The 20,000-nt window shown below is 72.0% G+C and carries 15 protein-coding genes; 10 read left to right on the top strand and 5 right to left on the bottom strand.

Going from position 1 to position 20,000, the window contains the following annotated elements; all coding sequences use genetic code 11:
• Positions 1 to 232: 232 nt before the first annotated feature.
• The 4 genes from IE182_RS30820 to IE182_RS30805 form a co-directional block, all read right to left on the bottom strand.
• A complete protein-coding gene (locus IE182_RS30820; protein ID WP_190113292.1) occupies positions 233 to 1,729 on the bottom strand; it encodes an SDR family oxidoreductase in 1,497 nt (498 codons plus the stop codon).
• Positions 1,730 to 1,799: 70 nt separating this feature from the next.
• Complete coding sequence (locus IE182_RS30815) at positions 1,800 to 2,447, bottom strand: DUF4360 domain-containing protein (protein ID WP_190113290.1); 648 nt, start codon at positions 2,445 to 2,447, stop codon at positions 1,800 to 1,802.
• A gap of 133 nt (positions 2,448 to 2,580) precedes the next feature.
• Complete coding sequence (locus IE182_RS30810; protein WP_190113289.1) at positions 2,581 to 3,222, bottom strand: DUF4360 domain-containing protein; 642 nt, start codon at positions 3,220 to 3,222, stop codon at positions 2,581 to 2,583.
• Between the two features lie 133 nt (positions 3,223 to 3,355).
• Positions 3,356 to 3,997 (bottom strand): DUF4360 domain-containing protein, encoded by a 642-nt coding sequence (locus IE182_RS30805; protein ID WP_190113288.1) that lies wholly within the window; start codon positions 3,995 to 3,997, stop codon positions 3,356 to 3,358.
• A gap of 294 nt (positions 3,998 to 4,291) precedes the next feature.
• Between IE182_RS30805 and IE182_RS30800 the strand changes: the two genes are divergently transcribed.
• From IE182_RS30800 to IE182_RS30790, 3 genes are all read left to right on the top strand, one after another.
• Positions 4,292 to 5,191, top strand: coding sequence for a helix-turn-helix domain-containing protein (locus tag IE182_RS30800; RefSeq protein WP_190113287.1), 900 nt, complete (start codon positions 4,292 to 4,294; stop codon positions 5,189 to 5,191).
• A gap of 120 nt (positions 5,192 to 5,311) precedes the next feature.
• Entirely contained in the window at positions 5,312 to 5,461 is a 150-nt protein-coding gene (locus IE182_RS30795; RefSeq protein WP_190113286.1) for a hypothetical protein, read from the top strand.
• A gap of 459 nt (positions 5,462 to 5,920) precedes the next feature.
• The gene (locus IE182_RS30790) at positions 5,921 to 7,981 is read left to right on the top strand and encodes a phosphocholine-specific phospholipase C (protein ID WP_190113285.1); all 2,061 of its coding nucleotides are present in this window, start codon (positions 5,921 to 5,923) and stop codon (positions 7,979 to 7,981) included.
• A gap of 158 nt (positions 7,982 to 8,139) precedes the next feature.
• On the opposite strand, the gene IE182_RS30785 is transcribed toward IE182_RS30790, so the two are convergent.
• Positions 8,140 to 8,781 carry a hypothetical protein gene (locus IE182_RS30785; RefSeq protein ID WP_229845276.1) on the bottom strand — a complete coding sequence of 214 codons (642 nt, stop codon included), beginning with the start codon at positions 8,779 to 8,781 and terminating at the stop codon, positions 8,140 to 8,142.
• Between the two features lie 433 nt (positions 8,782 to 9,214).
• Here IE182_RS30785 and IE182_RS30780 point away from each other — a divergent pair, with 433 nt between their 5' ends.
• From IE182_RS30780 to IE182_RS30750, 7 genes are all read left to right on the top strand, one after another.
• Positions 9,215 to 12,295, top strand: coding sequence for an NACHT domain-containing protein (locus IE182_RS30780; RefSeq protein ID WP_190113284.1), 3,081 nt, complete (start codon positions 9,215 to 9,217; stop codon positions 12,293 to 12,295).
• Between the two features lie 636 nt (positions 12,296 to 12,931).
• A complete protein-coding gene (locus tag IE182_RS30775; RefSeq protein ID WP_190113283.1) occupies positions 12,932 to 13,129 on the top strand; it encodes a hypothetical protein in 198 nt (65 codons plus the stop codon).
• A gap of 137 nt (positions 13,130 to 13,266) precedes the next feature.
• Positions 13,267 to 13,839 (top strand): MauE/DoxX family redox-associated membrane protein, encoded by a 573-nt coding sequence (locus IE182_RS30770; protein WP_190113282.1) that lies wholly within the window; start codon positions 13,267 to 13,269, stop codon positions 13,837 to 13,839.
• A gap of 21 nt (positions 13,840 to 13,860) precedes the next feature.
• Positions 13,861 to 14,412: a TlpA family protein disulfide reductase gene (locus IE182_RS30765; RefSeq protein ID WP_190113281.1), complete on the top strand. Its 552-nt coding sequence runs from the start codon at positions 13,861 to 13,863 to the stop codon at positions 14,410 to 14,412.
• A complete protein-coding gene (locus tag IE182_RS30760; protein WP_190113280.1) occupies positions 14,409 to 16,412 on the top strand; it encodes an ABC transporter ATP-binding protein in 2,004 nt (667 codons plus the stop codon). Before IE182_RS30765 ends, IE182_RS30760 begins: the two co-directional genes overlap by 4 nt.
• 57 nt (positions 16,413 to 16,469) lie before the next feature.
• Positions 16,470 to 17,573 (top strand): M4 family metallopeptidase, encoded by a 1,104-nt coding sequence (locus tag IE182_RS30755; RefSeq protein ID WP_229845274.1) that lies wholly within the window; start codon positions 16,470 to 16,472, stop codon positions 17,571 to 17,573.
• 81 nt (positions 17,574 to 17,654) lie between these two features.
• On the top strand, positions 17,655 to 19,916 hold the full coding sequence (locus tag IE182_RS30750) for a DUF4332 domain-containing protein (RefSeq protein WP_190113278.1): 2,262 nt from the start codon (positions 17,655 to 17,657) through the stop codon (positions 19,914 to 19,916).
• Positions 19,917 to 20,000: the final 84 nt, after the last annotated feature.

Genomic DNA, 20,000 nt, shown 5'->3' with positions numbered 1-20,000 from the left:
CTCGATCGACGGCGCCCAGCGACCCCGTAATTGTTAGCGGCGCCCGAAACCCCTGGCAATCATGTGACCTACGACCCTTTTTCGTTCCGGAGCCCGCGATGACGACTTCGCACCGGCCATTTCTGCGATATGCGCGCCCACTCGGTACTAAAGAATGCAGTAAGTGATCCAGGTCCCATGAGGGGGCTCACAGCGTGCTGCACAGGGCGTGAGCGTGCGCATGCGAAGGGCTTCAGCTCCGGGCGGCTGCGGTGCGGGCGATGTTGCGGGCCATGCCTCCGAAGACGAGGGCGTGGAACGGGGACACGCTCCACCAGTAGGCGTGACCGAGCAGCCCGTGCGGGTGGAACAGCGCGCGCTGCCGGTAGCGGCTGCGCCCTTCGCCGTCGGGTTCGGCGCGCATCTCCAGCCAGGCCAGGCCGGGCAGTCGCATTTCCGCGCGCAGCCTCAGCAGCCGGCCGGGTTCGATCTCCTCGACCCGCCAGAAGTCCAGGGAGTCCCCGATCCGGAGCCGCTCGGCGTCCCGCCGGCCGCGGCGCAGGCCCGCCCCGCCGATCAGCCGGTCCAGCCAGCCGCGGGCCGCCCAGGCGAGCGGGAAGGAGTACCAGCCCGTGTCGCCCCCAATGCCCTCGATCACCCGCCACAGCGCTTCGGGCGGGGCGTCGACGACCTGCTCGCGCTGGTCGGTGTAGAGGCTGCCGCCGGCCCAGTCGGGGTCGGTGGGCAAGGGGTCGCTGGGGGCGCCGGGGAAGGAGGCCGAGGACCAGCGGGTGGCGACCCGGGCGTCGCGGACACGTTCGACGGCCAGGGACAGCGCGGTGTCGACGTCGAGGGGGCCGCCGGGCGGGTCCGGGACGTAGCGGGCGATGTCGTTCTCGTGGCAGACGACTTCGTGGCGCAGCGATTCGGCCAGGGGCCGGGCGATCGCGTGCGGGACGGGGGTGACGAGGCCGATCCAGTAGCTGGACAGGCGTGGGGTCAGCACGGGGACGGGCACGATCAGCCGGTGGGGCAGTCCGGCGACGGCCGCGTAGCGGCGCATCATCTCCAGGTAGGTGATGACGTCGGGTCCGCCGATGTCGAAGGTGCGGTGGACGTCGTCGGGGAGGCGGGCGCTGCCGACGAGGTGGCGCAGGACGTCGCGGACGGCGATCGGCTGGATGCGGGTCCGCACCCAGCTGGGGGTGACCATGACGGGCAGGCGCTCGGTGAGGTAGCGCAGGATCTCGAAGGAGGCCGAGCCGGAGCCGATGATGACTGCGGCGCGCAGGACCGCGGTGGGCACCCCGGAGTCGAGGAGGATCCGGCCGACCTCGGCGCGCGAGCGCAGGTGGGGCGAGAGCCCGTGGTCCGGGATCCCGGTGGGGGTGAGGGCACCCAGGTAGACGATGCGGCGTACGCCGGCGGCGCGGGCCTGTTCCCCGAAGATGCGGGCCGCCGTGCGGTCGGTGCGTTCGAAGCCGGCGCCGGTGCCGAGGGCGTGAACGAGGTAGTACGCCGTGTGGATGCCCCGCATCGCCGCGGCGACCGACTCGGCGTCGGTGACGTCGCCGCGCACCACCTCGGCCCGGTGCGCCCACGGGTGGTCGCGCAGGGTGCCGGGCGACCGTGCGAGGCAGCGGACCCGGTGTCCGGCGTCGAGGAGCTCGGGTACGAGGCGGCCGCCGATGTAGCCGGACGCGCCGGTCACCAGGCAGTGGTGTCCCGGCTGGGTGCCGTCGGGGGGCATCGGCGTCTCCGGCGGGTCGAGGTACTGTCCGTCCACCGTCTCCCGTCCGGAGCTCTTTCGCCTCTCGTCGTCACCGTCTGGGGCACTGCTTCCAGGCGAAGTGGTAGAGGGTGCTGATGTTTCCGTCGGTCGAGTCCATGGCGACGAGGCTCGTGGTCTTGGTGGTGTCGGACGTTCCGGCGTCCACGCGCAGCTCGGTGTTGATGTTGAAGTTCCGCTTGGCCCCGCAGGGGTGGTAGATGAGCGCGTCGATGTCCGTGGTGTCGGAGGTCTGCCAGTTGTCGTTGAGCGGGCCGGTGAAGTGGTGGTTGACGTAGGCGGTCTGTGTCATGCCCTGGAAGTAATAGTTGGCCCGCTCCAGCCCGGTGGCGCCCTTCTCCAGGCGGGCGAAGCCGCGGTAGTCCGCCCGGGCGACCGCGTAGGTGAAGCCCTGCGGGACGTGGACGTTCAGGCTGAGCTGGCAGTTCTTGCGGAAGTCGGTGGGCTTGGCGCCGACGCCCACCTGGGCGACGTAGTTGCTGTAGGAGACGGTGAAGGCGGTGTTGTCCGGTGAGACGGTCACGTTCGCCGTTCCGGCGGGACAGCCCGAGCCGTTGACGGACACCACATCGATCACGATCTTGTCCGGCGGGGGCACGTCCTCGGCGGCCGCCTCGGAGGAGAACGGCGTCGCAAGAAGCGCCACGGCCGCACTGACGGTCATCACCGGTCTGAACATTCGAGATCCCTCCCACTTCCCTGTGCCCATGCGGACATGGATGGCCAGACGGGGCCGGTCCGCCGCGTCCCTGCGCGGCCGCACGGGCGGCCGGCGCAGGGACGCGGCATTCAACCGATTGGACGGCGTCCGATCAGGGGCATTCCTTCCAGGCGAAGTGGTAGAGGGTGTTGACGCTGCCGTCCGTCGAGTCCATCGCCATGAAGCTGTTGGTCGTCGACGGGTCCGAGCTGCCGGCGCTCACCCGCAGTTCGGTGTTGACGTTCAGGATGCGCTGCACGCCGCACGGGGCGTAGACGAGCGCGGCGGCGTCGGTGACGTCGGACGCCTGCCAGTTGTCGCTGAGCGGGCCCGCGAAGCGATGGCTCACGGACGTGGTCTGCGACATGCCCTGGAAGTAGTAGCTGGCCCGCTCCATGCCCGTGGCCCCGCGCTCCAGGTGGGCGAAGCCGCGGTAGTCGGCGCGGGCGATCGCGTAGGTGTAGCCCTGGGGGACGTGGACGTTCAGGCCGAGCTGGCAGTTCTTGCGGAAGTCGGTGGGCTTGGCGCCGACGCCCACCTGGGCGACGTAGTTGCTGTAGGAGACGGTGAAGGCGGTGTTGTCCGGTGAGACGGTCACGTTCGCCGTTCCGGCGGGACAGCCCGAGCCGTTGACGGACACCACATCGATCACGATCTTGTCCGGCGGGGGCACGTCCTCGGCGGCCGCCTCGGAGGAGAACGGCGTCGCAAGAAGCGCCACGGCCGCACTGACGGTCATCACCGGTCTGAACATTCGAGATCCCTCCCACTTCCCTGTGCCCATGCGGACATGGATGGCCAGACGGGGCCGGTCCGCCGCGTCCCTGCGCGGCCGCACGGGCGGCCGGCGCAGGGACGCGGCATTCAACCGATTGGACGGCGTCCGATCAGGGGCATTCCTTCCAGGCGAAGTGGTAGAGGGTGTTGACGCTGCCGTCCGTCGAGTCCATCGCCATGAAGCTGTTGGTCGTCGACGGGTCCGAGCTGCCGGCGCTCACCCGCAGTTCGGTGTTGACGTTCAGGATGCGCTGCACGCCGCACGGGGCGTAGACGAGCGCGGCGGCGTCGGTGACGTCGGACGCCTGCCAGTTGTCGCTGAGCGGGCCCGCGAAGCGATGGCTCACGGACGTGGTCTGCGACATGCCCTGGAAGTAGTAGCTGGCCCGCTCCATGCCCGTGGCCCCGCGCTCCAGGTGGGCGAAGCCGCGGTAGTCGGCGCGGGCGATCGCGTAGGTGTAGCCCTGGGGGACGTGGACGTTCAGGCCGAGCTGGCAGTTCTTGCGGAAGTCGGTGGGCTTGGCGCCGAGGCCCACCTGGGCGAGGTAGTCGCTGTAGGAGACGGTGAAGGCCGTGTTGTCGGAGGCGACCGCCACGGCGGCCGTCCCCGCGGGGCAGCCCGAGCCGTTGACCGCCACGACGTCGATCACGACCCTGCCGGGCGGTGCTCCCCCCTCGGCGGCAGCCGATGGCGAGAACGAAGCGGCCACGAGCACCACGGCCGCGCTGCTGACCATCACCGGTCTGAGCATGGAGATCCTCCCGTTGCTGTGCGGACGCACTCCGCGGGCTACATGCCACCATCGAATTAGAGACATGTACAGGTCAGGTTGAGCCGATCCCTCCCCACCTCGGAACCATTCCGTCCGTGTTGCTTCGGGCGCCGTGGGGGCGGTGCGCTTCCGTGTGCCGGGCAGGCGGGCGGGGGTTTCCCGTGTTCCTTCCGCAGAGGCAACCGGGAAACGGGTCGACACCGGATGCCCGGGGGGCTGAACTGGGCGCAGACACCACCCGTTCCGCACCCACGACGGGAGACAAGGAGCGCAGTGACCGCCGATCATGTTCTGAGACACTGGCAGCGGCTGACGCAGGTCCTCGCGGTGCGTGCCGCGCATCCCCGCCTCAGCCCGCTCATCGTGGGATACGTGGGGTTCGGTCAGAACTTCGCGACCCCTCTGCGCCAGCGCGTCCTGCCCACCGTCACGCCGATCCTGCTCATCGATTTCGGCCCCGCCGTCCGCGGCCTGTTCCAAACCGACGGCGCGGGTTGGAGGACCTCCACGATGGACTCCCCCGTCACCGGGCTCCTCGACACCCCGACCGACGTCGAGCTCGCGGGCAGGCACTTCGGCATGGGCGTCGTGCTCACGCCGCCCGGCGCCTTCGCGCTGTTCGGGGTGCCCATGCGGGAACTGACCAACCGACGGGTCTCACTGACCGAGATCGTGGGGGCGGGGTACGGGGAGCGCATGACCGGGCAGCCGGCGTCCCTGCGGACGTGGCCGGAGCGGTTCGACCTCGTGGAGCGGATGCTCGGCGGACTCCTCGCCGCCGGTCCCGCGCCGTCGGCGGCCGTTCTCACGGCATGGCACCGGCTCCAGATGACGGCCGGGCAGGTACCCGTCGCCCAGCTCGCGGACGAGGTCGGGCTGAGCAGGCGCCGCCTGCAGATGCTGTTCGGCGAACAGGTGGGCATCACGCCGAAGACGGCGGCCCGGATCCTGCGCTTCCGTAAGGCTCTGCAGCTGATCACCGACGATTCCCGGATCCACGGTCTGGCATCCGTCGCCGCGGCGTGCGGCTTCTCCGACCAGGCGCACCTGTCCCGCGAGGTGCGGGACCTGTCCGGCGTGCCGCCGCGCCACCTGCGCCGGGAGTGCGGGCGCGCACCGGTGATCGCCGAGGGCCGGGCCCCCGACCCGCGAGCCGTCCTCCGGCCCGCGTAACGTCGTGGGCATGGTTCTCCTCGCCGCCTCACGGCCGTCCTCGCGTCGGCCTTCGCCGCCGGGCGTCTGGCCACGTGGCTGACGCGGGACTTGCGGCGGCCTGCCGGGGCGACGCTGGACGTGCTGACGACGCTCGTCCCGGGCTGCGCGCTGGCCCGGGCCATGTGGCCCTCCTACGCGTCGCCGGTCGTGATGCTGCTGTGGTGGGCCGGCGCCCTGGCCGGCAACGCCGCCGGCCGGCTGCACCGGACGGCCGGCCGCCACGCCTGAGCACACGGGGCGCTGAGCCGTACGGGCCCGGCTCCTCGATCGCCCTGCGGGCGCCCGGGCCGCGGTGAACCACGGTCACGGCGCAGGCGTACCGCGGCATATCCCGCCCCCCGCCGCTGCCCCGGGCGTCGCCACGGGGTTCGGTGACGACGTCGTGCTGTACGACTGCGGCAAGCGGTGACCACAGGGCCGGGGCCCGCGCGGAGCAGGCGCCGCCCCGCCCTCGCCGACGCGCCGGGCGACCTCCGTCGCCCGGCGCGTCGGCATCCCCCCCGCCACCCACGCCCCATGGCCCGGACGGGCATCTGCTGGGAGGATCGGGCCGTTCGCCACGTTCTCCCCGAGTACCGCGCCGCGTCACCCGGACGACACCACCCCGTCCTCCCCTTCCCTGACGCTCGCTGCACGCGGAACACGCAACTGGCCCCAGCCCTCACACCCCCAAGAGGTGCCCAGCCCATGGCTGAACTCAACCGTCGCCGCTTCCTCCAGATCGCCGGCGCGACCGCCGGCCTCACGGCGTTGTCGAACAGCATCGACCGTGCCGCGGCCATCCCCGCCCGGCGCCGCTCCGGAAGCATCCAGGACGTCGAGCACATCGTGGTGCTCATGCAGGAGAACCGGTCCTTCGACCACTACTTCGGCTCCCTGAACGGTGTCCGCGGATTCGGTGACCCCCGCCCGGTGACGCTCCCGGGCGGCAAGCCGGTCTGGCACCAGCGGGACGGCGGCGGCAAGGACGTCCTGCCGTACCGGCCCGACGCCGAGAACCTGGGCATGCAGTTCATCGCCGGCCTCAACCACGACTGGGCCGGCGGTCACAAGGCGTGGAACGGCGGCAGATACGACCAGTGGATCCCGGCGAAGTCCGCGGGCACGATGGCGTACCTGACGCGCGAGGACATACCGTTCCACTACGCGCTCGCCGACGCGTTCACCGTGTGCGACGCGTACCACTGCTCGTTCATCGGGGCCACGGACCCGAACCGCTACTACCTGTGGACGGGTCACACCGGGAACGACGGCAAGGGCGGCGGCCCGGTCCTCGGCAACGAGGAGGCCGGCTACGACTGGACGACGTACCCGGAGCGGCTGGAACGGGCCGGCATCTCGTGGAAGATCTACCAGGACCGGGGCGACGGCCTGGACGCGGCCGGCTCCTGGGGCTGGATCAACGACGCCTACCGCGGCAACTACGGCGACAATTCGCTGCTGTACTTCAACCAATACCGCAACGCCAAGCCCGGGGACCCGCTCTACGAAAAGGCGCGCACCGGCACCGACGTCAAGAAGGGCGACGGCTACTTCGACATCCTCACGGCGGACGTGAAGGCCGGGAAACTGCCGCAGATCTCCTGGATCGCCGCGCCCGAGGCGTTTTCCGAACACCCCAACTGGCCGGTGAACTACGGCGCCTGGTACATCTCCCGGGTCCTGGACGCCCTCACCTCGAACCCCGACGTGTGGAGCCGGACCGCCCTCTTCATCACCTACGACGAGAACGACGGCTACTTCGACCACGTCCTGCCCCCGTTCCCGCCGGCCTCCGCCGCGCAGGGCGCCTCGACCGTGGACACCAAGCTCGACGTGTTCTCCGGCAACAGCCGCTACGCGGCGGGCCCGTACGGCCTCGGCCAGCGCGTCCCCATGCTGGTCGTCTCCCCGTGGAGCACCGGCGGCTACGTCTGCTCGGAGGTCTTCGACCACACCTCCGTCATCCGGTTCATGGAGCGCCGCTTCGGTGTGCGCGAGCCCAGCATCTCGCCCTGGCGGCGGGCGATCTGCGGCGACCTCACCTCGGCCTTCGACTTCCGCACCGGCGACAGCGGGCCCGCCTCGCTGCCGGACACGGGCGGCTACGAGCCGCAGGACCGCAACCGCCACCCCGACTACGTGCCCAAGCCCCCCGCCAGCCCCTCCCTGCCGCAGCAGGAGCCGGGGGCGCGGCCCACGCGCCCGCTGCCGTACGCGCCGTTGGCGGACGGCGCCGCGACGCCGTCGACCGGGCGCTTCACGCTCACCTTCGGCTCCGGGGCGGCGGCGGGCGCCTGCTTCACGGTCACGTCGGGGAACCGCACGGACGGGCCGTGGACGTACACCACCGAGGCCGGCAGGACGATCTCCGACACGTGGAACACGGCTTATTCGAAGGGGATGTACGACCTGTCGGTGTTCGGCCCCAACGGCTTCCTGCGCACCTTCAAGGGCCCCGGCAGGACCGCGGGTCCCGAGGTCACCGCCCGCCACGTCGCCGCCGGCGGCAGCATCGAACTGACCCTGACGAACGCCGGGAGCACCGACTGCCACCTGACGGTCACCAACGCCTACGGCGGGACGCGGGAGACGTTCAAGGTCCCGGCGGGCGGACGCGTGGTGCACGCGATGGACCTGCGGGCCGGCAAGCGCTGGTACGACGTGTCCGTGGTCTCGGACACGGACGCCACCTTCCAGCGCCGCCTCGCCGGTCACGTGGAGACCGGTGAGCCGGGCGTGAGCGACCCGGCGATCGCGACGCAGTGACGGCGGATACACAAGTGCTCGGCCGGATCGTCGATCCGGCCGAGCACTCCCCCGTTACCGGCACAGACGCTATGCCGGGCCGGGGCCTGCGGTCTTGAAGAAAAGCGAAGACGTGGCCGGGGTCACGCCGAACGGTTCGGGTGACGGCGGCCGGCGTCCTAGCTCTGGGTGTTCATGAAGCCGATGACGACGGCACCCCACCAGCAGATCTGGGAGACGATCGCGGTGGCGCCGCCCCAGGCCAGGTAGCGGGGCTCGGACGAGGTGGCCGCGTGGGCGGCCATGCGCTTGTTGAGCAGGCCCGCCTGGAGTCCGTTGAGGCTGAGGACGAGCACCATCACCAGCTTGGCCAGGGTCAGCGGCGCGGAGGGGTTCGGGTGGAGGAAGACGCCACTGGCCACCAGGCCGGCGAGGCCCGCCCAGATGGGGAAGTGCAGCCGGCTCGCGCTGCCGACGGCCTCCTGCAGCGTGCAGCGACCCGTGACCCACAGCAGACCGTAGTAGTCGGCGACCAGCACGCCACCGAAGCCGAGCACGAGGCTGGCGAGGTGGACGAAGAGCGCTGCGGTGTGCAGCGTCGCGTCGGCCTGGAGGTGGACGGCGACGAACACGCTCACGGCCCAGGCGGCGCAGATCGCCAGCGCGGCGCCGCCGACCGTCCACCAGGAGTCGTACAGGCCGACCGGGCGGGCGTGCCGGGCGGCACCCGGCTTCGCCACGGCCATGGCCGGGACGGGGCGGGGGCGGGACCGGGGCGAGGGGACGACGGACAGGGGCGGATCCGACCACACAGCAGACACGTAGAACTCCAGACGCAGACCCTTACACAGGCAAGGCTTTCCTTGGGCCGCTTGCGGTGCGGGAATCCATCCCGGCGATCACAATCCGCGGCCCCGCATTCCCGGATCATTTCCGTCCGGGCGGCCGATTTGTCGGCCCCGACAAGGGATTCCGGCATACCGGCGAAGCGCCCAATAACCTGAACACTCCCCCGGGGAAATCGCAAGCTTTGCAGGTCAGAGCCCATTTTCTGGGAGTGATCGGTAATTCCGCGGAAGCCCGGAGGCATTGTTCACTGTGACGCTCCTCCCTATTTACCGCGATGCTGTGCGTGACGCAGGGCACGGCCGGATATCCGATCCGCCCCATCGGCCGCCCCTGCTCTGGTAGGACTGATCCGACATGGCTCCCGCCACGCGCCAGGGGGAGACCGGAGCGGCATCGGGGGACGGCATGAGGGTGCGCAGACTGCTCGGATACGGCGACGCCGTGGTGCTCCTCGGCCGGGACCGGCCCGCGCTCATCGCCCTGGACACCGCGCTCGGCGGGGCGCTGTCCCTGGCCACCGGCGGGTTCAGCGAGAGCGTGCTGAGCCTCTTCGACGCCCAGGGGCGGATCCTGCGCATCGGCCGTGACCTCACGGCCGGTCTGCGCACCGCCCTCGGGGCCTCCAGCCGGGCCGAGCGGAGCCGGCGGCTGGCGGCGGCACACACCGTGATCGTCGTCACGGCGTACTTCGAGGCGTTCGGCGAGACCCGGCTGCCCTTCGCACAGCGCGAGCTGGACCTCACCCGGCGCGACCAGCTCCGTCTGGCGGGCGGCTCCGCGGCCGCCCGGGACTTCCTCGACCAGCTGGTCGGTGCGGCCCCGCCCATGCCGGCTCCGCACCTGCCCTACGAGCAGGCGCTCGACGAGCTGCGGACGTGGTGCGAGCAGCTGTCGGGGCGGCTGCTGTTCTTCGTGCGCGGACTGGCCGTGTGGGACGGGCTCGACGACACCGGGCGCGAAGCGACACGGCAGGCGCTCGGCGACGACCTCTGCGCCCGGGCCGTCGACCGGTACGAGGAGCTGTTCGCGCGGCTGGCCGTGGACGTGCCCGAGTTCGCGTTCTGGTCGAGCCAGGTCGAGCACCAGGGGACCCGCGCGGAACTGCGGCAGGCCCTCGCGGGGATGGAGTCGCTCCTGGCCGGCCTGTGGCCCGCCCGGCGGCCCACCGACCTGGCCGCCGCCCTGTCCGCGGCCTACCGGGCAGTGCTGGACCGGCCCGTCCTGGCCGACGGCGAGGTGCCCACCGCAATGCGGCTGCCCACGCTCGGGGAGGGCTACTTCGACCCGGACTTCACGGTACGGCCGGTGGCCGGCCAGGACGGGCCCGCCCGTGAGGAGTGGTGGGCGGGGGCGCCCGTCCGCAGGGACCTCACCGAGTACCTGGCGGGGGCGTTCACCTCACCCGGCACGACGGCCGCCCCGCTCGTCGTCCTCGGGCAGCCGGGCGCCGGCAAGTCGGTCCTGACGAAGGTCCTCGCCGCACGGCTGCCGGCGGCCGGCTTCCTGCCCGTCCGCGTGGCCCTGCGCGAAGTGCCGGCCGAGGCGGACATCCAGGACCAGATCGAGTGCGCCGTCCGCGCGGCCACCGGGGAACCGGTGTCCTGGCCGGACCTCGTCAGGTCGGCGGGCGGTGCGATGCCCGTCGTCCTGCTCGACGGCTTCGACGAGCTGCTGCAGGCCACCGGGGTGAGCCAGTCGGACTACCTCGTGAAGGTGGCCCGGTTCCAGCAGCGCGAAGCCGACCAGGGCCGGCCGGTGATCGCCCTGGTCACCAGCAGGACGGCGGTGGCCGACCGGGCCCGCTACCCGCACGGGGCCGTCGCCCTGCGGCTGGAGCCGTTCCGCAGCGAGCAGATCGACAGCTGGCTCGACGGCTGGAACCGCAGCAACGCGTCGTACTTCGCCGCCCAGGGCCTGGCGCCCCTGCCACCCGCCGTCGTCGCCCGGCACCACGCCCTGGCCTCCCAGCCGCTGCTCCTGCTGATGCTCGCCCTCTACGACGCCGCGGACAACGCGCTCCAGCAGGGGGACGACGCGGGTGCGCCGCTCGGCGAGGCCGAGCTGTACGAGGCGCTCCTCACCGCGTTCGCCGGGCGCGAGGTCGCCAAGACGGGGGCCGGCCTGCCGGACCGGGAGCTGGCGGCGCAGGTGGAGCGGGAGCTCCAGAGGCTTTCCCTGATCGCCTTCGGCATGCTCAACCGACGGCGGCAGTGGATCACCTCCGCCGAGCTGGAGGAGGACCTCGCGGCCCTCCTGGGGCGCAGCACCGTGCGTGCGGACGGTTTCCGGGCGCCGCTCGGCCAGGCCGAGATCGCGCTCGGCCGGTTCTTCTTCGTGCAGCGTGCGCAGGCGGTCCAGGACAGCAGGCGGCTGTCGACGTACGAATTCCTGCATGCGACGTTCGGTGAATACCTGGCGGCCCGGCTGGCCGTCCAGCTCGTCACCGGCCTGCTCGGCCAGCGGCCGGTCCTGATCGTCGGACCGGCCCCCGTGGACGACGACCTCCTCTATGCCCTCCTTTCTTTTGCTCCGCTCTCATCACGGCAGATATTGCGTTTTGTCGCATTCCGCCTCGGGCAACTGGAGGACGCCGGCCGCACTGCGCTGAAGGGCCTTCTCATCAGGGTGCTGTCCCAGTGCGAGGAGCGGACCGAGCACCGCTACGCCGACTACCGCCCCGCCCGTCCGGTGACCTCTTCACGGCACGGCGTCTACAGCGCGAACCTCTTCCTTCTCCTGTTGTTCCTCAGCGGGGGCATCACCACGAGCGAGCTGTTCCCGGAATCCGACGACCCCCCGGGAACGTGGCACCGACGGATCCTGCTGTGGCGCTCGTCCTTCAACGAGCAGCAGTGGACGGACTTCGCTGTGGTCCTGCTCTTACGGCACACCTGGCACGGCTCACAGCGGGACCTGGAGATCCGCCCGGCAGCCGACGGGCGGCCTGGGCCCCTGGAGCCGGTGGACCCCTACTGGCTCTACCGCTACCCTCCCGGCAACCCGTCCCGGGGCAACGTCGTCTGGAGCCGTACTTACTGGCAGCAGGTGCAGCACAAGATGGACGTGTCCGGCGGGACCAACGACTCGGTCGTCCGGCACGCCATGGACCCGGTGTTCGAGTGGCTCGGCCCGACGGTCAGCACGTTCGTCGGCGTCGGCGACGGGCCCGCCTCCTCCGCCGCCCACGATCTGATCCGGCTGTGGCTGTCCAGCCGGCTGGGGGCGCCCGTCGACGACGTCGTGCGCTTGTACCGTCGCTGCAGCCTTCTCCTGGGCCTCGAAACCGCCCTTCCCGGCGACACCCGGGACGGCGTGGCACTCCTCCTGATCGGGCTCCTGCACAACGACGCCGATCGCCTGCCGCCCGACCTGTTCGACGAGCTGATGTACACCGTGGCCCTGAACTTGTCGGCCGAAGGGCTGCAGGCCCTCAGCCCGCGTCTCCAGCAACAGGTCGAGGAGTACTTTCCGCATCACCGTCCCTGACGCGCTTCGGGAACTCCCCCGAGCTCCCGAAGACCGGCCACGTGCCCGCGGCACCGTCCTGAACCGGCCTCGGCCGGCCGGCGCCCGCGCGCCCGGGCGGGCGGGAGCCGTCCGGCGAAACCCCGACGTCACCGCTTTCCTGACGGCCGGAAAGGGCACCGTGCCCCAGGGAGGCCGGAAGTCGGGCTGGCGGCGCCCGGGCGGGCCGCGTCGTGCGGGGGACGGTGGCGCACCGGTGGGGCGCGCGAGAACTTTCCGGGCGACCGGATTCCGTATGTTCACGGCTCGGGTCGGCGCCATGCCGTGGTGGCGGAGAACCGCGGCACGCGCGACCGTTGCCAGCGGTCCGGCCGCGAACCAATACGGAGTCGCTGGTTCATCTTCTGTCGGGGAACCTGCCGGTCCGGGGCCTGCCGCGCTCCCGGCGGCCGCCGGGGCCCGCTGCCGGCCGGGGGCCGGCGTCGCCGCCGGAGCGGGCGCGGCAAGAGGTGTTTCCGGCTGTCCGCAGGGGCCCCGACTGTCCCGTACCGCCCGGGCGCACCGACTGGAAACAGCACTATGCGGCCTGCCGCGCCGCCGCAAAACTCAAGCGGCGTAAGCACGGAACGCAAGCCCGATCAAGTGAGGAGCGTGTCAATGTTCGCAAAGCTCACGGCGATGGGCAGCCGTGTTCTCGATCTGTTCGTGCCCGAGATCGACGCGGCGGCCATGGAGGTCCTGGCCTGCGGCAACTACCCCGCCTGCTGGCAGTGCAGCGGCAAGTGCGGCTACAACGCCCCGTGTTGGGCCTGCTGCAACTCCAACGGGTGTCCCACCATCGTCTGCCAGTGCTAGTCGGACGCGGGGCTCTGCCCCGGACGCCGCCACTGCCCTGACAACCGGTTGAGGAGCACCGCCCGCGGTGTTCCTCGACCGGCGACGACGACCGCCCCCGGCCGGAATGCCGCGACGACGGTGGGAGGAGAAGCTAGGTGGTCTGTCTGGCACTCGGGATCCGCTGTCTGATCGGCGTGGTGTTCCTCGCCTCGGCCGTCAGCAAAGTGACCGGGCGAGGAGCGTTCGACCGATTCGTGTCCTCGGTGGAGGACATGCGGGTGGTGCCCACCCGCTCGGGCCGGTCGGTGGCGCGGTGGGTGGTGGTGGCCGAGTTCACGGTGTGTCTGTCGCTCGCGACGCCGGTGCGAGCCGCCGGCGTGGCGGGCTTCGTCATCGCGGGAGGGCTCCTGGCGGCGTTCGCGGCCGGGATCGTGCTCTCCCTCCGGCAGGGCGTGCGGACGCCCTGCCGGTGTTTCGGTGTGTCGGCGCGCCCCCTCGGCCCGGGACACGCCGTACGGAACCTCGTCCTCGTCGCCGTGGCGATCGCCGGGGCGGTGACCACCGCCGGCGCGTCCGGCGTGGCCGCGCCGGGCGCGTCCGCCGTGGCGGTGCTCGGCGGCCTGCTCGTGGGCGGCCTGGTGACCGCTCTCGACGACGTTCTCGATCTGTTCCGGCCCGTCGACCGGGCCCCGGGCCTCGCCCGAGGCCCGGTGAACCCTTCCCGGTGAACCCTGAAGGAGACGAACTCCATGCCCGTCCTGACCGCAGCTGTGGTGCTGGTGGGAACGCTGTGCACATTGGACCTGATCCTCACCCTGGGTGTGATCAAACGGTTGCGGGACCACGGCACACTGCTGACCAAGCTGGCCGACAACGCGCCCGGCAGACCGCCCGTCATCGAGGTGGGCGAGGAGGTCGGCGAGTTCACCGCGGTCACCGTCGACGGAGACGTGCTGACCCGTGAATCCCTCACCGGCGACACGCTGGTGGCGTTCTTCTCGCCCAACTGCGCCCCCTGCCACGAGATGGTGCCGAAGTTCGCGGCGTACGCCCGGGCCGTGGCGGGCGGCCGCGGCCGGGTGCTGGCCGTGGTCGTCGGCACCACCGACCGCGCCCGGGGACAGGTCGCCGAACTGGCGCCGGTGGCCCGGGTGGTCGTCGAGAACGGCGACCCCGTGGTGGCCGAAGCGTTCAAGGTCAGGGGCTTCCCGACCCTTCTGCGGGTCACGCAGGACCGGGACGGCCGGCAGGTCATCGCCGGGAACCGGGTGGACCTGGACTCCCCCGCCGTCGCGGCATGAGCGAGCAGGACCTGCCGGGCCCGCCCGGTCAGTCGCCGCCCGGGCCGGCCCCCTCCGGCCCGGGGCCGGGCCCCGCCGGGGCCTTCGCCGCGTGGGGCGTCCCGGGACCGGACGAGGCCGACCGGGCGCCCGTGCACTCCGCGGGCCTTCGCGCGGCCCTGCGGCGGACCACCGCCGCAGGGGCGCTGGTGGCGCGCGCCGCACCCGGTGCGCTGGCCGCCTACACCGTCCTCGCCCTGGCGGCCGGCGCCCTCCCGGTCGTCACCGCCTGGCTGACGAAGCTGTTGCTGGACGGGCTGGGCGGCGGGGCCTCGTCGGCACGGATGACGGGCCTGGGCGCGGGACTCGCCGCGTCCGGTCTGCTGCTCGGTGTCGTGCCGCAGATCAGCCGCTATCTGCGCACGGAGCTCGACCGGAGGGTGGCGCTCCTCGCCGAGGACCGGCTCTTCACGGCCGTGGAGGGATTCACCGGCCTGGGCCGGTTCGAGAACCCCCGCTTCCTCGACCGGCTGCGCCTCGCGCAGAGCGCCGGAGGGGGAACGCCGAACCAGGCCGTCGACGGGGCCGTCGGCATCACCCGCGCCACCCTCACGATCGGCGGCTTCCTCGGCTCGCTGTCCGTACTCAGCCCCTGGATGACCGCCCTGGTGCTGGCGGCGGCGGTCCCCACGCTGCTGTCCGAGGTCACCATGGCGCGCCGCAAGGCGCGGACGCTGTGGGACATCGGCCCGGTCGAGCGCCGCCAGATGTTCTACAGCGAGCTGCTGTCGAGCGTGGAGGCGGCGAAGGAGATACGGCTCTTCGGCATCGGTGCGTTCCTGCGGGAGCGGATGCTGACGGACCGGCGGACCGCCGACGCCGCGAAACGGTCCGTCGACCGGCGGGAGGCCGGCGTCCAGACGGGGCTCGGCCTGCTGGCCGCCCTCGTCTCCGGCGGAGGGCTGCTGTGGGCGGTGCACTCCGCGCACTCCGGCCGGCTGTCGGCCGGCGACGTCGTGATGTTCGTGGCCGCGGTGGCCGGGGTGCAGGGCGCGCTGACGACCCTCGCCGGCGAAGTGGCACGCTCGCACCAGGCGTTGCTGATGTTCGACCACTACCTCGCGGTGACGGGTGCGGGCCCGGACCTTCCCGTCCCCGCGCGTCCCGTGGCCGTGCCCCCGCTGACCCGGGGCATCGAACTGCAGGACGTGTGGTTCCGCTACTCCGAGGACCATCCGTGGGTGCTGCGCGGCGCCACGCTGCACATCCGGCACGGCCGGGCGCTGGCCCTGGTCGGGCTGAACGGCGCCGGAAAGTCCACGCTGGTCAAGCTGTTGTGCCGGTTCTACGACCCCTGCCGGGGGGCGATCCTGTGGGACGGCGTGGACATCCGCACGGTGGACGTGGCGGAGCTACGGCGCCGCATCGGCGCGGTGTTCCAGGACTACATGCACTACGACATGACGGCGGCCGAGAACATCGCCCTGGGCGACCTGACCGCGCTCCGGGACCGCCCGCGCCTGCGCGCAGCGGCGGAGCGGGCCGGAATCCACGCCCGGCTCACGGGCCTGCCGCATGGGTACGACACGCTGCTCTCGCGCCGGTTCTTCATGGAGGCCGACAAGAACAACCCGGAGACCGGCGTGGTGCTCTCCGGCGGCCAGCGGCAACGGCTCGCCCTCGCCCGCGGTCTGCTCCGGCACGACTGCGACCTGATGATCCTCGACGAGCCGTCGGCCGGCCTGGACGCCGAGGCGGAGCACGAGATCCACACGGCGCTGCGGCAGCACCGCGGCGAGCGGACCAGCCTGCTCATCTCGCACCGCCTCGGGGCGATCCGGGACGCCGATCTCATCGCCGTACTGGAGGACGGCCGCATCGTGGAACAGGGATCGCATCCCGCGCTCGTCCGCTCCGGCGGCCGGTACGCCCGGCTCTTCGCCCTGCAGGCGTCCGGCTACGGCCCGGAGACGGCGGACACGTCCGCGGGCACGGCGGCGGACGCGGGACCCGCCGCCTGAGGTCCCGGCCCCGTCGCCCGGCCACCTCCCCCTTCACCGATGCCGGAAGGAACCGACATGCCCCTCCCCCGCAGCCGTCCCGTCACCGCCGCGGCGTTCGCCGCGGCCGCCGCCCTCGCCTCGGTGCTGCCGGGCGGTCCCGCCGCCGCGGCCGGGCCGGGGGCGGCGTCCGTGGTCGCCTCCGGCTGCGGGACCACCGTGGGCACGGTCCTGCTGGACACCACCCGCAACCCCGCCACCGGGCGGTACGAACTCGACGATCCCCGGCGCGGCGACCACCGGACCTACGACATGCGGCAGAGCACCTCGGGCAGCGGCACCCTGGTCACCGACGACGACAACTCCTGGTGCGACGGCGGCCGTCAGTCCGATGCCGTCGCCGCCCACTACGTCCACTCCGTCTTCTGGGACTACTACCGCGACGTGCACGGCCGGACGGGAGCGTTCGGCGACGGCAGAGCCGGCTGCAGCCGCGTCCACTACGGCAACCACTACACGAACGCGTTCTACGGGGCGTGCATGACCTACGGCGACGGCACGCCCCCGGCCGGACCGCTCACCAGGATCGACATCGGCGTGCACGAGATGACCCACCTCGTCACGGCGGCCACGGCCAACCTCGCCTTCAGCGGGGAGTCCGCCGGCCTGAACGAGGCCACCAGCGACATGTTCGCCGCGGCGGCGGAGTTCCACGCCGGCAACGCCGCCGACCCGGGCGACTACCTCATCGCCGAGGACACCGTCGTCAACGGCTCGGACGTCGTGCGCCGCATGGACAGGCCCTCCCGGGACGGCCACTCGAAGGACTACTGGTACGCCGGCATCAGCCAGATCCTGCCCCAGTACGCCGCAGGCCCCGCCAACCACTTCTTCTACCTGCTGGCCGAGGGCAGCGGGGCCCGAGTGGTCAACGGCGTCGCGTACGACAGCCCGACCCACGACGGCCGTCCGGTCACGGGCATCGGCCGGGCCTCCGCCGAGAAGATCTGGTACAAGGCCCTCACCCAGCGCATGGCCTCGACCACCGACTACCACGGCGCCCGCGCCGCCACCCTGTGGGCCGCCGCCGGGCTCTACGGCTCCGACAGCCCGCAGTACCGCGCGACCGACGCCGCGTGGGCGGCGGTCAACGTCAAGGGGCCCGGCGGCGGCCACCACTGACCCGTCCGGGCCGATGTGCCCCCACCGCCCTCCGGGCCTAGCCTGAGAACCAGGGGCACGTCATAGGCCCGAGGTACCGAGATGACGCTCTTCGGCGGGGCGGGCACTTCGGTGATCGCCCTGGAGACAAGCGGCTGGGACACGTTCTACAGCTCCTGGCTCGTGCCGGTCGCGCAGTGCGTCATTCCCATGGCCGTCGCCCTGGCCGTCCTCATCGCCGTCAGCGGCCTGCTCACCCGGTGCGTGACGCAGAAGGACAGCGAAGCCTGGGGGGACGGCCGCCGACAGGCATGGACGCTCGTCGGCAGCCTGTCCCTGCTGGCCGTGGCGGTCTTCCTGCCCGTCCATTTCATGTTCCGGCCGTTCGCTGACGGCACATGGCTGACCGGTGCGTTCCTCGGCCTGGCGGCCCTCGGGGCGGCACTCGTCCTGCTCGCGCCACACCTGCGCATGCGGCACGCCCCGCGCGGCTCCGTCTGGTCGGGGCCCGGCCTGCCGCGGCCGGCCGCATGGATCCTCCCGCTGGTGTGGGCCGGGCTCGTCTCCTGCTTCTTCTCCTGGGGCGCGCACAGCCGGCTGCTGGTCGCCTACGTGACGCTGGCCGTGCTGGGCGTGGCCGCCACCGCGATGGCGCTCGGCCAGAACCTGCGGCTGCAGGTCGAGGCCCAGGACGAGAACGGGAAGGCGGACGCCGCCGCATCCGACTACGTCCTCGCGCGGCTGCAGTCCCTCGGCACCGCGACACCCGACCCTCTCGGCATCTCACGCGCCACCGAGCTCAGCCGCCTGCTCAGCGAGGACCTCAGTGCCCTCCCCGCCGGTGCGGTCACCTCCGCCGCGGCCCGCGTGCTGTACGCCGTCCGGCCCGGCCTCACCTGGCGCGCCCGCCTGACCGTGGTCGACGTCAACCGCGTGGCCGTCACCATGACCCGCAACGGCCGGCACGTCGAGAGCACAATCATCAGCCGGGAGAGCCTCGGCCTGCCGCCCCTGCCGCCCAAGCTGGAGACACCCCAGCTCGAACAGGAGCGGGGCCTCGCCCGCGCCCAGTTGCTCACCGGTGCGGCGGCCTGCGTGCTGGTGCGGCTCAGCCACGTGCACCGCAACCTGCGGAACGGCCTGTGCGGAGCCGAACGCTGGCGGAGCGTCGCCCTGCAGGTGATCGCCACCGAACGCGCGCTGGTGGCGGACCCGGACGTGCGGCTACGGCTGCTGAAGGCCGCCGTGGACGAGGAACCCTGCTACGGCCTGGCCCGGCTTGAGTATCTCATCGAGCTCTTCGCCCGGACGCCCAAGTCCACCGCCAACCGTCTGCGCTTCGCACGCCTGATGGACACCCAACTGCGGCTCGCCGAGAAGGACGGCCACGCGAAGCCGGGGTGGGAAGCCGTCTACATGCGCACCCTCTACGGCCAGGCCGCCATGCGTATCAACTCCTGCCTGGTGGCACTGCACGAGGACGGGGAGCCGGCGGAAGAGCTGCTCCGCCAGGACAGTGCGGTCCTCACCGACGCCGGGCAGTGGGCCAGGAAACTGGCCGACGAATGCGAGGGCGCAGAAGGACGTCCGGGCTTCGTCCGGCACAGGGAAGAGAACGTCAGACAGCTGGCCGAGTACATGAAGCCGGTGGCCGAGAGCATGGCGAGCACGGTCGCCCTCCTCACCGAACGCGCCCGACGGCGGGCCGAGGACACCCGGGGCTGGAACTGGACCCCGCCGGTGCCCGAGGAACACCCCTCGCCCGGCCTCGCGCTCCACTACGCCGCCCTGGCCGAGCTCGCGGACGAACACAGGGTCTCCCGCCCGTATCTCGGGGACGTGCGCGACTACCTCGCCTTCGTCCTCGCCACCCCCGAGGACCGGCAGGAGCTGCAGAGCGACCCGTCCTTCTGGACGATCGTGCGGGACCCCGGCCGGGCGGAGCTCATCACCGGCACCGCGCACGGGGAACCGGTCGGCATGCTGGACCTGGCCCCCTTCCGGCCGTACGCGGAGAAGCTGGCGCAGGCCGGCATCACGACCTTCAGGAAGTTCCGGCAGCGGACCAGCACCGACCAGCGGCAGCAGACCCTGGCCGCATACCTGGACGTCTCCTCGCTGCTCGTCTCCCACCTCGTGGACATCGCGACGCTGGCCGACACCCACGAGGACCTCGCCAGCCCCAAGGTGGTGCAGGCGCTCCTGGCGGCGGGGATCAACAGCCGCGGGGAGCTGAGGGAACGCGCGGCGGCCGACAAGGAGGGCCTGACGCGCGCCCTCACGCTCAACGCCCAACGCTTCGGCCTCACGGCGCTCCCCGCCTTCACGGACCCGGACCGATGGCTCACCGCGGTCATGTCGTGACCGCATGCGAAAGGGCGGCGGCATCCGCAGTGGATGCCGCCGCCCTTTCGGCGAGTGACTGCCCGGCTGGATCAGTACGCGGAG

Source organism: Streptomyces cinnamoneus (assembly GCF_014650495.1).
In the GTDB taxonomy this organism is placed as follows: domain Bacteria; phylum Actinomycetota; class Actinomycetes; order Streptomycetales; family Streptomycetaceae; genus Streptomyces; species Streptomyces cinnamoneus.
This window is presented reverse-complemented; position numbering and strand designations above follow the sequence as displayed.